Source organism: Streptomyces coeruleofuscus (genome assembly GCF_039532725.1).
GTDB lineage: Bacteria > Actinomycetota > Actinomycetes > Streptomycetales > Streptomycetaceae > Streptomyces > Streptomyces coeruleofuscus.
On the sequence record NZ_BAAASE010000016.1, the window covers coordinates 110,988 to 126,900 of the forward strand.

Below are 15,913 nucleotides of genomic sequence, written 5' to 3' on the forward strand. Positions count from 1 at the left end.
ACGACGGCATGGAGCGCACCACCCAACCCCCCACCCCAAGGAGAACCATGAACCCGCTCAAACGGCTCGGCCGTCGCCGAGCCTCCGTCTTAGGCCTGCTGGCCACGGCCGCGCTGATCACACCCGGCACCGCGACCGGCGCACCCGACACGGCCCAGGCCGGCACCCCGGGGACCCAGGCCAGCACTCTGGGCGCCCAAGCGGCCCAGTCCGGACGGTACTTCGGGACCGCCGTTGCCACCGGACGGCTCGGCGACGGAACGTACACCCGCATCCTGGACCGCGAGTTCAACTCGGTCACAGCCGAGAACGAGATGAAGTGGGACGCGACCGAGCGGTCCCGCGGACAGTTCACCTTCGGCGCCGCCGACCAGATCGTGAACCGCGCGGCGGCACGAGGCCAGCGCGTGCGGGGCCACACCCTGGTCTGGCACTCCCAGCTGCCCGACTGGGTCAAGGCCATCAGGGACGCCAACACGCTGCGGAGCGTGATGAACAACCACATCACCACCGTGGCGAACCGCTACAAGGGCCGGATCCACTCCTGGGACGTGGTCAACGAGGCCTTCGCCGACGGCGGCAGCGGCCAGCTGCGCGGCTCGGTGTTCCGGGACGTGCTGGGCAACGGCTTCATCGAGCAGGCGTTCCGCACGGCCAGGTCGGCCGACCCGGCGGCCAAGCTCTGCTACAACGACTACAACATCGAGGACTGGAACGCCGCGAAGACCCAGGGTGTCTACCGCATGGTGCGCGACTTCAAGGCGCGCGGCGTGCCCATCGACTGCGTCGGCCTCCAGGCCCACTTCGGGGCCGGCGGCCCGCCCGCCAGTTTCCAGACGACGCTGTCGAGCTTCGCGGCCCTCGGTGTGGACGTCCAGATCACCGAACTCGACATCGCGCAGGCGCCGCCGAATGCCTACGCCAACACGATGCGGGCCTGTATGAACGTGGCGCGCTGCACCGGCATCACCGTGTGGGGCATCCGCGACAGCGACTCCTGGCGCAGTGGGGAGAACCCCCTGCTGTTCGACCGCAACGGCAACAAGAAGCCGGCCTACGCGTCAACGCTCACCGCAATGGGCGGCACTCCCGCGGCGCGGAAGGCCGACAGCGGCACTCCCGCAGCTCAGAAGACCGGCACCCGTTCGGCCCGGTCCGCCGCCGCGCTGCCGTCCCGGTTCTCCTGGAACTCCAGCGGCCCGCTGATCTCACCGAAGTCGGACGCCACCCACAACATCGCCGGGATCAAGGATCCGACGGTCGTCCGCCACAACGGCAAGTACCACGTGTTCGCCAGTACCGCGAGCTCCTCCGGATACAACCTGGTGTACCTGAACTTCAGTGACTGGTCGCAGGCCGGCTCGGCCACGCACCACTACCTGGACCGCAGCGCCATCGGGAAGGGGTACCGGGCCGCACCGCAGGTGTTCTACTACGCGCCGCAACGCCTGTGGTACCTCGTCTACCAGACGGGCAACGCGTCCTACTCCACCAACCCCGACATCAGCAATCCGAACGGGTGGAGTGCACCGCGCAACTTCTACTCGTCGATGCCGGACATCATCAAGCAGAACATCGGCAACGGTCACTGGGTCGACATGTGGGTGATCTGCGACAGCGCCAACTGCTACCTGTTCTCCTCCGACGACAACGGGCACCTGTACCGCTCCCGGACGACCGTCGGCCAGTTCCCGAACGGCTTCACCAACACCGTCATCGCGGCGCAGGACTCCAAGTTCGCCCTGTTCGAAGCGAGCAACGTGTACAAGGTGCAGGGCTCCAACCAGTATCTGCTCCTGGTCGAGGCCATCGGATCGGACGGCCGGCGCTACTTCCGCTCCTGGACGACGAGCAACCTCGCCGGCTCCTGGACGCAACTGGCCGCATCCGAGAGCAACCCCTTCGCCAAGTCGAACAACGTCGCCTTCCCCTCGGGAGCCTGGACCAGGGACATCAGTCACGGTGAGATGATCCGTGCCGGTTACGACCAGACACTGACCATCCCCGCCTGCCGGCTCCAGTACCTCTACCAAGGCATGAACCCCAGCGCGGGCGGTGACTACAACCTCCTCCCCTGGCGGCTGGGCCTGCTCACCCAGACCAACTCCACCTGCTGACCCAGTGAGCCCCGCCGCTCGTGCGGGGCCCACTCCCACAGGGCCCGTGCCGGTCACTTGGTGCTCCGCGCCTGAGTGCCTGGATCCCCAGTGGGAGCGCTCCCACCATCGGGCCGTGACACCGCTATTGCTCAGGTCGCACGCTCGGGACCAGAGCGTGCGACGCACTGCTCCCCTGCCAGGAAATCGAGGTACAGTCATGCGCCGCAGACTCCGCGCCTTGGCCGCAGCGTTCTTCGCTCTGCCGCTGGCGTTCGCCGCCGCACCGTCCGCCCACGCCGCTGACCCGACCACCATGACCAGTGGTTTCTACGTGGACCCCGAATCCAGCGCGAAGAGGTGGGTGGCCGCCAACCCCGGCGACGGCCGGGCCGCCGCCATCAACGCCTCCATCGCCAATACCCCGATGGCCCGCTGGTTCGGCTCCTGGAGCGGCACCATCGGCACCGCCACGGGTGCCTACGCGGGAGCAGCGGACCGCGCCGACAAGCTGCCCCTCCTCGTCGCCTACAACATCTACAACCGCGACTACTGCGGCGGGCACTCCGCGGGCGGAGCCGCCTCGCCGTCCGCCTACGCCGACTGGATCGCCCAGTTCGCCGGCGGGATCGCCAACCGTCCCGCCGTCGTCATCCTCGAACCGGACTCCCTCGGGGACTACGGCTGCATGACCCAGGCGCAGATCGACGAACGCGAGGGCATGCTCAGCGGCGCCCTCGCCCAGTTCAGCCGTCAGGCCCCCAACACCTGGGTCTACATGGACGCCGGCAATCCGCGCTGGGCCGACGCGGCGACCATGGCCCGGCGCCTGCACGAAGCCGGCCTCCGACAGGCCCACGGCTTCTCTCTCAACATCTCCAACTACATCCCCACCGCCGAGAACACCGCCTACGGCAACGCCGTCAACCGTGAACTGAGCTCCCGCTACGGCTACACCAAGCCGTTCGTCGTGGACACCAGCCGCAACGGCAACGGCTCCAACGGCCAGTGGTGCAACCCCGCAGGCCGCCGCATCGGCACCCCGACCCAGCTGGGCGGAGGCGCCGAGATGCTCTTGTGGATCAAGGTTCCGGGCGAGTCCGACGGCAACTGCGGCGTCGGAGGCGGCTCCTCGGCCGGGCAGTTCCTCCCCGAGGTCGCCTACAAGATGATCTACGGCTACTGATGCCGGACTCCCGTGGCCCGGCCGTGGCTCTCCCCCACGACCGGGCCGCGGCGCCGTCCGCCACGCTCCGGCCGAATCCGCCGCTCAGCGTCTTGCGCACAGGCGATCGGCAGCCGACCGGACCGTGGGCATTCCCGCGTCCACCGTCGTGCCGGAGCAGTCATGCGTCACGGATGCGTACGGCCCTTGCTACGGCGCCGCGCGGCCACCGCATTCGCGGCCCTCACCGCGACGCCGACGCAAGCCTCGGGAAGGTCATGAACATGGCCGTGCGCGCGCCCTGGCTGAAGGCCGCAGAAACCTCCGAGCGCCGATCGCGGCCCCGGAGCGGCCGCTGCGCGGAAGCGGCCGTGGGTGCGCGAGTCCGCACAGCAAACAGGCCGGAGCGCCGTGGAGCGGGGGCGGATCTAGTCTGGAAACAGCCGCTGGAAACCAGCCCTGGCAGGACGGCTGTCCGGACGGAGGCGTGACGCGTGGAAATGGCCGGCACAAGGGACGCCCCCACTGCCGCAGTCGTTGTGGACCCGGACGGCGTGGTGAGCGGCTGGAGCGAGGGAGGGCGGCTGCTGCTGGGCTGGACGGCGGAGGACACCGTCGGGCGTCCCGTGACCGACCTGCTGGCCGGTCCCCCACCCGACGGGTTTCCCGAGGGCTACGGCGCCGGCCCCGACCCCACGGGCTCCATCCCCCTGCGCCACCGGGACGGTTCCACGGTGGACGCCGTGGTGGCGGCTCACCCGTTGTCCGGCCCCGACGGGCGGGCACTGGGTCACGTGGTGACCATCCAGCACTGGGGACGCCGCCCGGTGATCGCCGACCGGGCCTTCGAGCAGTGTCCCTTCGCTCTCGGCGCCTACGACCCTGAGCTGCGCTTCCTGTGGATCAACGCCTCTTCGGGCCGGGTGATCGCGCACTCCGAGGAGCAAGTGCTCGGGAAGAAGTACCGCGAGGTGCTGCCCGAATTCGACCGCGAGCTGTTTCCCGAAAGGGACGACAAGCCCTACACCGACAAGCTCGCCGAAGTGGCGAGGACGGGCGAGCCCGCGCGTCTCATCACCGTCTTCCGCCCGCTCGGCAGTAACTACGCGAACGCCTGGGCCACCAGCATCTGGCCCGTCCGAGACGCCGAGGGCAGGGTCCGCGCGGTCGCCAACTGGGGATTCGACATGAGCGCCGAGTACTGGGCTCGGCAGCGCCTGCTCATCCTGAACGAGGCCAGCGGCGGCATCGGCCGGACACTCGACCTGATCGGCACCGCCCAGGAACTGGCCATGACCCCGGTGCCGGGATTCGCCGACCTCGTCAGCGTGGATCTCTTCGACGAGGTGCTGCACGGGGAGGAACCGCCCTCCGCGTCCGCGTTCGTCCCCGGCGAGACCATGACGCTCAGCCGTGCCGCCCAGCACAGCGCGAAGGAGGACACCGACGGGACTCCCGGGCTCCCGATGCCGGTCAGCCACCCTCCCGGTTCTGTCGCCGCCCGCTGCGTGGCCACCGGCAGGTCCACGGTCGAGCTCGCTGCCGATCCCGGCGAGGGCGGCGAATGGGCCTTCGGGCCCGGACTCGCCTCCGACCCGGCCCACTGGCCACCGGGCAACCCGTTGATCGACGGGTCCATCGCCGCGGACGGGCTGACCGGCCGGATCACCGTGCCGCTCAGGGCGCGCGGCGCGCTGCTCGGCGTCGTCGCCTTCTCCCGCACCGACCGGCCGGAGGCCTTCACCGCCGACGATCTGATCCTCGCCGAGGAACTGACCGCCAAGGCAGCCGTCGCCATCGACAACGCCCGCCGGTATTCGCGCGAACGCACGACCGCGCTGACCCTGCAACGCAGCCTGCTGCCGCAGGGGCCGCCGAAACAGGAGGCGGTCGAGGTGGCATCCCGCTACTTGCCCGGCGGGACCGGCGTCGAAGTGGGCGGTGACTGGTTCGACGTCATTCCGCTGTCCGGCGCCCGGGTCGCCCTGGTCGTCGGCGATGTCGTCGGCCACGGCCTGCACGCCTCGGCCAGCATGGGACGGCTGCGCACGGCGGTCCGCACCCTCGCCGACGTCGACCTGCCGCCGGACGAGCTGCTGACCCACCTGGACGACCTGGTCCTCCACCTCGCCAGCGACCTCCAGCCCGCCGGCCACTTCCAGCAGACCGGCGAGTCCGGGGCCACCTGCCTGTACACCGTCTACGACCCCGTCTCCCGGCGCTTCACGCTGGCGAGCGCCGGCCACCCCCTGCCCCTGATCATCTCCGCGGACGGCGCCAGGACACCCGTATCCGCACAGCCGGGACCGCCGCTCGGTATCGGTGGGCTGCCTTTCGAGGCCACCGAGCTCGAGCTGCCCGAGGGCAGCCTGCTCGCCCTCTACACCGACGGACTGGTGCGAAGCCGCAAGCGCGACGTCGACCAGAGGATCGCCGAACTCCAGCGGATCCTGAACCACTCGGCCACCTCACTGGAGGCCCTGTGCGACACGGTGATGGACGCCATGCTCCCGGAACGCCGCACCGACGACGCCGCCCTGCTGCTCGCTCGCACGCACGCGCTGGATCCCCATCACATCGCCGACTGGGACATCGAACCCGACCCCGCGCAGGTGCCGCACGCCAGGAAGTTCGCCGTCGACCAGGTGGACGCCTGGGGCCTGGAGGAGTCGGCCTTCGTCACCGAACTGGTCGTCAGCGAGCTGGTCACCAACGCCATCAGATACGGCGAGCCGCCGATCAGGCTCCGGCTGATCCGCGATACGTCCCTGATCTGCGAGGTCTCCGACGCCAGCAACACCGCCCCGCACCTACGCCGGGCTCGCGCCTTCGACGAGGGCGGCCGGGGACTGTTGCTCGTCGCCCAGCTCACCCAGGGGTGGGGCACCCGGCACACCACCAGCGGCAAGACGATCTGGTGCGCGCAGACGCTCCCCTAGGCTGAGCCGCGGTTGCCTCCGGCCTGGGCGCTGCATCGTCCGGACGGGCTGGCGGAGATGCGAGGGCGGGCCGAACGCCCGTATGGGGCGGGCCGGAAGCACCCAGGCCCGAAACCATCCAGGCCCGGACACCCGAGCCGGGGCGTGCCCGGTCGGCCGACCGGGTCGGAGAACCGACGCCGGGCTCCAGCCTCAGCGCAGAGGAAACCGCGCGAGGCGCTGGTCCCATTCCTCCGCTGCCCGCATCAACCTGGAGAGCGAGAGGTGGACCCGCAGCAGTCCCGTGCCGTCGTGCCACCGGACCTGGCTGAAGGCGAGGACCGGTTCGAGGACGGAAAGGTCCGGGACGAGGTGTCCTTCCGAGTCCTGCTGCGCGTCCGGCCTCCGCCCGTCTGCGACGGCACGCAACCACGCGGACAACTCATGAGCCTCGTCTACCAGCAGACACGAGTTGGTGAAGGACCAGCCGGCCGCCGGAGCGGTGACTTCGGCCCCGATGACGAGCCAGTTGTCGTCCCAGCGGTCAGTGTCTACCGGAGACGGCCGGCCTGCCTCCCTCGACCTCGCGGCCGAGCCGCGGCACGCACCGCACTGTCAGGCGACCTGTTCCCGGTGTAGTCGGTCAAGCCAGGACCTCGACGTACCCGTCGGTTCCGTGCACACGGATCCGCTGCCCGTCCCGAATCAGCCGGGTGGCCCGTTCCACTCCCACGACGGCCGGCAAGCCGTACTCCCGGGCGATGACCGCGCCATGGGTCATCAGGCCGCCCACCTCCGTCACCAGGCCCGTGATTCCGACGAACAGGGGCGACCAACTGGGGTCTGTGAAGGTCGTGACCAGGATGTCGCCCGGTTCGAGGTCGGCCTCCGCCAGGTCAAGGATGACGCGGGCCCTCCCCTCGATGGTCCCGGCGGAAACCGGCAGGCCGATCAGGGCGCCGGCCGGCACGTCGTCGCGCCGGTACGCCCCGGTGACGGCCTCACCGTCCGATGTGAGGACCCGGGGCGGTGTGAGCGCGTGGTACGACCGGAACGCGTCCTTGCGCTGCTGGATGAGCCGGTCATCCACGTGTTGCGAGCGCACGACGTCGTGGAGTTCCTGGAACGTCAGGTAGAAGATGTCCTCCTTCTCAGGAAGCACGCCTGCCTGCACGAGGCGCTCGGCCTCCGCCAGCAAGGCCTGCTTGTAGACGAAGTAGCGGCTGACGATGCCGTACTTCGGGTACTCCCGGTACCCGATGAAGGTTCTGACCCGGTCGATCATCCGCTTGGCCTCGTCGGCTTTCCGGTCCCCGTCCGGCAGGGCCCGCAAGCGTGACAGCACGTCCTGTTCCTTCTCCTGCGCCTTCTGCCGCCCTTGCTCGAAGCGGCGCTCGGCGGCTCCCGGCTCGAAGTTCCTGACGTTGTCGAGGATCACGGGCACCAGCGTGGTGGGGCGCTCGCGCCAGCGAGGTCTCGTGATGTCGATCTCGCCGACGCAGCGCATGCCGTACCGGTCGAGGTAGGCCTCGATGGCGTCGCGCGCCTCGGTCCCTCCCGCGAGCTTCGCCAGGTCGTCCAGGAAACCCTCGTCTTCGACGCCCACGCTCTGCAGGAACGCCACCACCTCCGGATGCGGGCGGATCACGTCCGCGACGTCGAGCAACGCCAGTCCCATCTCCGACGTGACGTTGTCGGGGGCGGACAGCGTGAGCGTGTCAGCCGCGTTCCTCTCCCCCAGCCACTCCCGCAGCTTGTCGTTGAGCCACCACGTCGCCTCCATCCCCGCCATGATCGCCTGCATGCTCAGCGGATCGCTGAGGACCCGCTTGTGCTCCTCGAAGGCCTCCGACAGGAAGCCGAACAGCGCCGGCCCGGACTTCGTCCGGATGTCACGCTCCAGAGCGGCGATGGACACCTGGCTGCGCTCGATCAGCTCGCTGACGATGGCCGGATCGGTCTCGATCGGGGCGGACGCGCCGCCGGGGCCCGGCGGCCCGTCGGGCCCCGCGTCCGGCAGTGCAGGCACGAAGTCGCCGCGGTCGAGGACCGTCTGCAGCGCGTCCCTGACCAGTGGATCGCCTCTGCCCACGACGTCCAGGAGGCCGGCGCGGCTCGCGGGCGAGGCCAGGCGCGGGGCGACGTCGACGAACAGCCTCCCGCCGGCCTCGTGCATCGGTGCCATGGCCGTCAGCTGCCACATGGAGAGCCCCAGGGGCCTCATGGGGTCGGTCATCATCTGCTGATGCCCGACGGATACATAGACGTGATTCTCCTGGTCACCGGTCTCGGGGATGGGGAACAGCGTCGTGATCGGCCGGCTCTGAACGATCCGGAAGTCGTCGTCGACGAGGCACCATTCGATGTCCTGCGGACCGCCGAAGTGCGCCTCGATCCTGCGCCCGAGCCGCACGAGTCGCACGACCTGCGCATCTGTGAGCGCCGGCTCCTCCTGCCGCCGCGAGTCGATCGCCACCTCCTGCGTACCGCCGGCCGGCAGGGCATGAACGGCACGCTGTTTGGCGGCGATCGTCTTGGCGACGACTTCGCCTTCTCGCACCTTGAAGACGTCCGGGTTCACCAGGCCGGAGACCAAGGCCTCGCCGAGACCGAATCCGGCGTCCACTGTGGCGACCTTCCGGTTGCCCGTGACGGGGTCGGCCGTGAACAGGATGCCGGCCGCACGCGGGAAGACCATCCGCTGCACGACCACGGCCATGCGGACCGAACGGTGGTCGATGCCGCCGCGCTGGCGGTAGGTCACGGCCCGCTCGGTGAACAGCGAGGCCCAGCACCGGCTGACGTGCTGGAGGACCGCGGTCGGCCCCACGACGTTCAGGTACGTGTCCTGCTGGCCGGCGAAGGAGGCCGTCGGCAGGTCCTCTGCCGTCGCGCTGGACCGGACGGCGTAGGCAGCCTGCTCGCCGCGCTGAGCGAGCGCCCGGATGATCGCCGCCGCGAGATCGTCCGGAATGGCGATTCCTTCGATGGTCCGGCGAATCTCCGCGCTGAGCGTGCGGATCGCCTCCCGGTCATCCGGCTTCACGCGTGACAGCTGGTCGAGCTCATCGTCGATCGACGGCGCTTCCGCCATGATCCGCCGGAAGGCTTCCGTCGTCACGCAAAAGCCACCCGGTACGCCGATGCCTTCGATCCGCGACAGCTCGCCCAGGTGCGCGCCCTTGCCGCCGGCGACCGCGACCTGACCCCCGTCAATGTCCTGAAGGTCCAACACATACTGCTCAATCATTGCGCTCCCTCTGTGGCCGCCGTACCCGGCCGCACCGCACCGATCCGGCGACACGCACACGGCCATCCGTCCCCAACGCCCGCAACCCAGGTTGTGGCCTCGGCGGAGGATTCTGCGCGACGACCCGGGTCTTGCCGCAAGCCCCCCAGTGCGCTATAAGTTGAGAGTGGCAAGGAGAGAGCTCTCCTTGCCTTTGCCTTTTGCCGCGCAGTTACGCCATCCCGCTGCGCCCGCGGAGGAGCTCCACGCCATCGCCTTCGAGGTCGTCGCAGTACGTCGAGCGCCCGGTCATCGCCATCACCAGGGCCAAGGTGGTACCGGAGACGAGTGGCCCGGAACCCGTGGTGAAAGGGCCGTCATCCGCTGCGAGGGTCAGGCCGTCGATGCGTCCCTTGGCAACGACCACGAGGTCCGAGCCGCGGTAGTACTCAGCCACCAGCGTGACCACCTCGATCGGGTACTCACGACTGATGCCCAGCGGGCGCCGGATGTCCTCTCCGTGCACGATGGTCTCGCCCAGTATGGCCACGGCAGGAAGGGGAGGCTTGATCGTGTTCAAGGCCGCGCGCCGGAATCTCTCCAGCGTCTCGGCCGGGGTGGCGCCCAACTGCTCCGCCAGTCGCATGGCCACCTGTTTGTCGAAGTCGAAACGGCAGCGGAGCACACCCGCCAGCCACCGCAGGGAGTTGAGGCTCGCTCCCGCAGTGAGGTGCGCCAGCACCTCGCGCACTGTGAATTCGGTGCACAGCGACGACGTCGCCCACTGCTCGTCAGTCAGATCTGCGAGATCAGCGGCCAACGCCGTTCGCTCAGCGTGGATCAGGGGCCAGGGGCCAGCCCCACGGCTGCGGTCTGCTGTCAGTTCTGGATCAGTCACGCCGGAGGGTCTCCTGTCGCGTTTGTGCTGCGGGGCCAGCACAGGGGTAATTGGGGCACTCGGACCGCCCCGGTGCAATGTGCCCGCATGCGCAGCAGCTCAGTTGCCGGACCGCTCGGCGAGGGTGTGCGCGACCAGGGCATTGGCGTGACCATGTCCCAGGCCGTGCTCGGCCTTGAGCCAGTTCACGAGCTCCATGTGCTTGGTCAGAGGCAAGGAGCGGATCAGGTCCTTCCACTCGGCGATCGGGCGACCGTACTTCTTCTCGATGGAAGGGAAGTAGCTGGCAGGGCCCTTCGCGGTGGTGGTCATGTCGGTCATCCTGTCTGTCCGTTGTGTTGCTTCGGTCTCGTCGCTGGTATGACCGAGCGGCACGAACGGAGTCATCGGTCGATGAAGGTGTGCTGCGTCACACCTCCACGCCGAACGACGCGCCGAAGCCACCGCGCAACTCGCCTTCGCCATCCACGCGGCGCAACACCCCCGCCTTGCCGCGATCCGGCGGCAGGTCGACCAGGACGTCCGTCAGGCACTGGCCACCTGGCTGGAGTCGGCCGGGCACGAAACCCATGCGGCGGCCCTCGCCGATGCCGTCATCGCACTGTCCGACGGCCTGGCACTGCGCATGCTGTACACCCCACAGGAGCACGAGCACCTGCTCACAGTCCTGGACCGGGCGCTGGACACGCTGATCCCGGACAGTGCCACTGGGTCCTGACACGGCCGTCGTCTTCCGAGGGAGAAACTCTGAAAACCTGCGGAGAGTGCGTTCTAAGATCCCGGGATGAGTGATCAGCTTCTTCGCCTTACGGTCCTCGGATGCGCGACACCGTACCCGAGCGTGGACAACCCGTGTTCGGGCTATCTCGTGTCGAGCGGCGACACCCGAATCTGGGTGGATGCCGGGAGCGGCACGCTCGGCCCGCTCCAACGGCACGTGCGGCTGGAGGAGCTCGACGCGATCTGGATCTCCCACCTGCACGCCGATCACAGTGCGGACCTGCTCACCGCGTACTACGGCGCCCTGTACGCAGACATCCGCCTGGCTGCGCCGATTCCCCTCTATGGCCCACCGGGAATCGCCGACCGGCTGGCCGGGTTCCTCACCAACACACCGGCCCGTAGCCCGATCGAATCCGCCTTCGCCGTCACCGAGTTGCACGACGGGCATCAGGTGACCATCGGCTCGCTGCGGCTGACCAGCCGGGCGGTGGCGCACGGCATTCCGGCGTTCGCCGTGCGCATCGAGACGGTCGGCAGGTCGCTGGTTTACTCCGGGGACACCGCGCCGTGCCAGAGCCTCACCGAGCTGGCCGAGGGATGCGACGTGCTGCTGTGCGAGGCCGAGAGCGCGCAGGCGCAGGCCGAGGGTGATCAGGTGCACCACACGCCCGAGGATGCCGGTGGCACCGCCCGCGCGGCCCGGGCGGGCCGGCTGATCGTCACGCATGTCGGCCGCTTCCTCACACCGCAGCAGGCGGTGGCACGCGCCTCGGCCCGGTTCGACGGTCCTGTCGACTACGCCACCCCCGGTGCCACCTTCACGATCGGTCAGGCGACGACCGCATCGGTGCGCTCGACGAGCTGACCGCGTTCGAGGCCTGCTGTCACATCGACCCAACCCGACAGTCGGGGTCAGACGCCAAGGAAACGAACATCCTTGGCGTTGCGTTGGATGGAGTGGCGGCGGGCTTCGACGTCCTCACCCATCAGGACCGAGAAGAGGTCGTCGGCGACGGCTGCGTCATCGAGGGTGACCTGGCCCAGGACCCGGTGGTCGGAGTCCACGGTGGTGACGCGCAGTTCCACGACGTTCGACGCTCCACGCCGGCGGAGAGGTCACGGCTGACCAGATCCGCCGGCCGAGGAACCGGTCAGACGGTCTCGGCCGTGCGGCACTCCGGGTGGCCCCAGCCGCGGTCGTTCTTGGCGATGGACTCACCGGCCGCGTAGGAGCGGCCGCACTGGCAACGGCCGGGGAACTTGGCCTTGATGGTGCGAGAGGAGGCCTTCGCGGTGCGGGCCGCGCCGCCGCGCGTTCGGGAGCGCGGGGCCTTGGCCGGGGTGTCCGGGGAGGGCGGCGGCTCGGGGGAGCCGAGGTCGCTGCCCGCGGACTCCTGGACGGTGGCGGCCTGGCTGGCGGCGCGGTCGGCGAAGTCGTTGAGCCGGTCGCCGTCGACCTGGTGGGCGGGCACGTAGCGGAACTCGACCGAGCGGCCGTCCAGGAGCTCGTCGATGCGCACGACGAGGTCCTGGTTGGCGACCGGCTTTCCTCCGGACGTCTTCCAGCCGTTGCGCTTCCAGCCGGGCAGCCAGGTGGTGACGGCCTTCATCGCGTACTGCGAGTCCATCCGGATCTCGAGCGGCACGTCCGGGTCGGTGGCCGCCAGCAGGCGCTCCAGCGCGGTGAGTTCCGCGACGTTGTTGGTGGCCTTGCCGAGCGGCCCCGCCTCCCAGCGCACCGGGCTCTCGGAAGCGTCGGCGACGACCCAGGCCCAGCCCGCGGGCCCGGGATTTCCCTTGGAAGCCCCGTCACACGCGGCCACAACACGTTCACGCATGGCCCCGATCATGCCATGGCCGCGTGGGCCGTCCGGCCGGAGGTCCTCAGCTCACGTCGGTCGTCCTCGGCATCTCGCCCTCGGTCCTGGTGATGTCGATGACCGAGAAGTCGGCGCCCTGCGGGTCGCTGATGGCCGCGAACCGGCCGAACGGGGTGTCCATGGGCCCGAACCGGAGGACGCCGCCGAGCTTGGTGGCCTTCGCGACGGCGTCGTCGCAGTCCTCGACGGCGAAGTACACGTTGATGTACGGCGGCACCTCGGGCGGGAAGTCGTCCGTCATCTTCATCCGGCCCAGCACGCTGCGGTCGCCGAGGTCGTAGATCCGGAAGTCCATCGCCTCGTGCTCCATCTCCTTCTGCTTGTAGGAGAAGACGGCGGGGAAGAACGCGTCGGACTTCTCGGGCTCGCGGGTGAAGACCTCCGCCCATGTGTAGGCACCCGGTTCGGCCATCGTGTCGAACCCCTCATGGGTGCCCGCCTGCCAGACGCCGAAGACGACACCGCCCGGGTCGCGGGCCAGGCACATGGTGCCGAATTCGCCGACCTGCATCGGCTCCATCAGCACCTCGCCGCCGTGATCACGGATCCGGGCGGCGGTGGCGGCGGCGTCCCGGGCCGCGAAGTACAGGCACCACTGCGACTGGCCCTCCTGGCCGGGCATGGGCGGGACGACGGCGGCGACCGCCTTGCCGTTCGCATAGGCCTGGGTGTAGTTGCCGAACTCCGTCGACGCCTCGGCGAAGGTCCAGCCGAGGACGTCTCCGTAGAAGCTCTTGGCCCCTTCGAGGTCGCCGAACATCGCGTCGGCCCAGCACGGGCTTCCTTCAGGTTGCACGGCCATGACTGCGACCCTCTCCAAATGGGTGGATAGTCCGTTTCCTCACGCTAATCACCAGCGGGCGGGCCCGCGCGCCGAACGGGCGGTTCCGACGCAGACTGGGCGGGAGCCCTCGGCAGGACGGGGAGCGGCGGCATGGCGGACGGGACGATGCGCGCGTGGTCGGTGGTACGGCCGGGCCCGGTCGAGGAGGGGTCTCTGCGGCTGGTCGGGAAGCCGGTGCCGGTGCCTGCGGACGACGAGCTGCTAGTGCGTGTGCGCGCCTGCGGGGTGTGCCGCACCGACCTGCACGTCGTCGAGGGCGACCTGCCCGTGCGCCGGGTGGGCGTCACGCCCGGTCACGAGGTCGTCGGTGTGGTGGCCGGGGCGGGCGCGAGGGCGCGCGGCTTCGCGGTGGGTGACCGGGTCGGTGTGGCTTGGCTGCGCCGTACCGACGGCGGCTGCGCGTACTGCGCGCGTGGCGCGGAGAACCTGTGCCCCCGTTCCGAGTACACGGGCTGGTGCGCCGACGGCGGTTACGCGGAGTACACGACGGTGCCGGCGGCGTTCGCCTACCGGCTGCCGGACGGCGTGCCGGACGTGGCCCTGGCTCCCCTGCTGTGCGCGGGCATCATCGGCCACCGGGCGCTGCGGCGAGCCGGGCTGCCGCCCGGCGGACGGCTCGGGCTGTACGGCTTCGGGGGCAGCGCTCATCTGTGCGCGCAGGTGGCGCTCGCCCAGGGTGCCACCGTGCACGTCATGACGCGCGGGGCGGCCGCCCGGCGGCTGGCGCTGGAGCTGGGCGCGGCCTCCGCGCAGGACGCGTACGCGCGGCCGCCGGAGCCGCTGGACAGCGCGATCCTTTTCGCCCCCGTGGGCGAGCTGGTTCCGGTCGCGCTGCGCGCCCTGGACCGCGGTGGTGTCCTGGCGATCGCCGGCATCCACCTCACCGACACGCCTCCCCTGCACTACGAGACCGAGCTCTTCTACGAGAAGCAGGTGCGCAGCGTCGCCTCCAGCACGCGCGAGGACGGCCGCGAGTTCCTGACCCTCGCGGCAAGGTACGGCGTACGCGCGACCACCCACACGTATCCGCTGTCGCGCGCCGTGGAGGCGCTCACCGATCTGAAGGCAGGGCGGTTCGACGGGGCGGCGGTGCTGGTGAACGACTTGTCGTGAAGCTCCGCGAGTGGGCCTGACCCGCCGTCACGTCTTCGCCCGGGACCGCGTTCCGTGGCCGACGCGCGTCTTCCCCCAGGGGCCCGGCTGTGCTTGCCTGGGGAGCCGTTTCACCGGCCTGGGGCGGGAGTTGCCGTATGCGCAGACCGTGGTTCGTGGGTGTGCTGGTGGCGGGGCTGCTGCTCGGTGCGTGCGGCGATCCGTCGTCCGGGCCCGAGACTCCCCCGCCGTCCGCTCCGGAGGTGTCCGCGACCACGCACCAGCGTGCCCCGGCCTCCTCCCCCAGCGTCCGGGCCCCCGTGAAGGCGCCCACCGTGCTGTACCTCGGGGACTCGCTCGCCATGGAGAACCAGAAGGTCCTCGGCCAGGAGCTGCGCCGGGACCTGCGCGCGAAGTACACGAGCGCCCCCTACTCGGGCACCACCCTGTGCGACTACCTGGAGGGCACGGCCGAGCGGTCCCTCGTTCCGGCCCGGGACAAGGCGGCCGCCCTGGTGCGGTCGCTGCGTCCGGACTTCGTGGTGTTGCAGTTCTGGGGCAACGCCTGGGACTTCACCTGGTGCATGGACAGGATCACGTACGACGGTGCGCGGGAGCGGTACTTCAAGCGGTACGAGGCCGACGCGCGCAAGCTCGTCGAGCAGATCGCGACAGCCGGCGGGTCACACCGGCCGCGGATCGTGTGGGTGCTCCAGGGACCGGATCCCATCACGCCCGACCGGGTGCGCCGGGTGAACGGGCTTTACGAGCGGCTGGCCGCCACGACGGGCGGCATCGTCGCCGACGCCGGAAAAGCCGTGAGCGCGGGCGCGGACCGCTACACCTGGACGCAGTACCTCCCGTGCACCGCCTACGAGCGTGCCCATCCCGACTACTGCACTCAGCCGTCGCGCGGCCGGACGGCCCTGCACCGCGACGACGACTACCTGCACTTCTGCCTGGCGCCCACGACGTCCACGCCGAAGCCCTGCCCGGTCCGCTCCCCCGGCATCCTGCGCATCGCCCGGGAGATCACGAAAACCATTCGACAGTCGGCGAGTTGACCGC

General features: G+C 70.0%; 12 protein-coding genes and 2 pseudogenes. 7 read left to right on the forward strand and 7 right to left on the reverse strand.

Translation table 11 applies throughout. From position 1 onward, the window contains the following. Positions 1-47 precede the first annotated feature (47 nt). The 3 genes from ABFX81_RS39640 (at position 48) to ABFX81_RS39650 (ending at position 6,200) form a co-directional block, all read left to right on the forward strand. Positions 48-2,117 (forward strand): non-reducing end alpha-L-arabinofuranosidase family hydrolase, encoded by a 2,070-nt coding sequence (locus tag ABFX81_RS39640; protein ID WP_086853350.1) that lies wholly within the window; start codon positions 48-50, stop codon positions 2,115-2,117. Between the two features lie 199 nt (positions 2,118-2,316). Next, positions 2,317-3,282 carry a glycoside hydrolase family 6 protein gene (locus tag ABFX81_RS39645; RefSeq protein ID WP_086853348.1) on the forward strand — a complete coding sequence of 322 codons (966 nt, stop codon included), beginning with the start codon at positions 2,317-2,319 and terminating at the stop codon, positions 3,280-3,282. A 479-nt stretch (positions 3,283-3,761) separates the two neighbouring features. Then, complete coding sequence (locus ABFX81_RS39650) at positions 3,762-6,200, forward strand: SpoIIE family protein phosphatase (RefSeq protein WP_086853346.1); 2,439 nt, start codon at positions 3,762-3,764, stop codon at positions 6,198-6,200. Between the two features lie 192 nt (positions 6,201-6,392). On the opposite strand, the pseudogene ABFX81_RS42325 reads toward ABFX81_RS39650, so the two are convergent. From ABFX81_RS42325 to ABFX81_RS39670, 4 genes and pseudogenes are all read right to left on the reverse strand, one after another. Further along, a pseudogene (locus ABFX81_RS42325) lies at positions 6,393-6,734 on the reverse strand (WapI family immunity protein); the annotation flags it as partial. Positions 6,735-6,822: 88 nt separating this feature from the next. Continuing rightward, positions 6,823-9,429, reverse strand: coding sequence for a rifamycin-inactivating phosphotransferase (gene rph, locus ABFX81_RS39660; protein WP_086853344.1), 2,607 nt, complete (start codon positions 9,427-9,429; stop codon positions 6,823-6,825). 211 nt (positions 9,430-9,640) lie between these two features. Next, positions 9,641-10,306 carry a maleylpyruvate isomerase family mycothiol-dependent enzyme gene (locus ABFX81_RS39665; RefSeq protein WP_086853341.1) on the reverse strand — a complete coding sequence of 222 codons (666 nt, stop codon included), beginning with the start codon at positions 10,304-10,306 and terminating at the stop codon, positions 9,641-9,643. A 99-nt stretch (positions 10,307-10,405) separates the two neighbouring features. Then, positions 10,406-10,618: a DUF4287 domain-containing protein gene (locus tag ABFX81_RS39670; RefSeq protein ID WP_346139448.1), complete on the reverse strand. Its 213-nt coding sequence runs from the start codon at positions 10,616-10,618 to the stop codon at positions 10,406-10,408. A 151-nt stretch (positions 10,619-10,769) separates the two neighbouring features. On the opposite strand from ABFX81_RS39670, the gene ABFX81_RS39675 reads away from it, so the two are divergent. Together ABFX81_RS39675 and ABFX81_RS39680 are read left to right on the forward strand one after the other, a co-directional pair. Beyond that, complete coding sequence (locus ABFX81_RS39675) at positions 10,770-11,024, forward strand: TetR family transcriptional regulator C-terminal domain-containing protein (RefSeq protein ID WP_346139482.1); 255 nt, start codon at positions 10,770-10,772, stop codon at positions 11,022-11,024. Between the two features lie 66 nt (positions 11,025-11,090). Continuing rightward, positions 11,091-11,894, forward strand: a complete 804-nt coding sequence (locus ABFX81_RS39680; RefSeq protein WP_086853339.1) for an MBL fold metallo-hydrolase — start codon at positions 11,091-11,093, stop codon at positions 11,892-11,894. Positions 11,895-11,941: 47 nt separating this feature from the next. On the opposite strand, the pseudogene ABFX81_RS39685 reads toward ABFX81_RS39680, so the two are convergent. The 3 genes and pseudogenes from ABFX81_RS39685 to ABFX81_RS39695 all read right to left on the reverse strand — a co-directional run. After that, positions 11,942-12,130: pseudogene (locus tag ABFX81_RS39685) on the reverse strand (hypothetical protein); the annotation flags it as partial. A gap of 50 nt (positions 12,131-12,180) precedes the next feature. After that, positions 12,181-12,879 carry a ribonuclease H family protein gene (locus ABFX81_RS39690; protein ID WP_346139450.1) on the reverse strand — a complete coding sequence of 233 codons (699 nt, stop codon included), beginning with the start codon at positions 12,877-12,879 and terminating at the stop codon, positions 12,181-12,183. A 34-nt stretch (positions 12,880-12,913) separates the two neighbouring features. Next, positions 12,914-13,711, reverse strand: coding sequence for a VOC family protein (locus ABFX81_RS39695; RefSeq protein ID WP_086855008.1), 798 nt, complete (start codon positions 13,709-13,711; stop codon positions 12,914-12,916). Between the two features lie 147 nt (positions 13,712-13,858). Here ABFX81_RS39695 and ABFX81_RS39700 point away from each other — a divergent pair, with 147 nt between their 5' ends. Beyond that, entirely contained in the window at positions 13,859-14,866 is a 1,008-nt protein-coding gene (locus ABFX81_RS39700) for a zinc-binding alcohol dehydrogenase family protein (RefSeq protein ID WP_346139483.1), read from the forward strand. Between the two features lie 137 nt (positions 14,867-15,003). After that, the gene (locus ABFX81_RS39705) at positions 15,004-15,909 is read left to right on the forward strand and encodes an SGNH/GDSL hydrolase family protein (protein ID WP_086855006.1); all 906 of its coding nucleotides are present in this window, start codon (positions 15,004-15,006) and stop codon (positions 15,907-15,909) included. Positions 15,910-15,913: the final 4 nt, after the last annotated feature.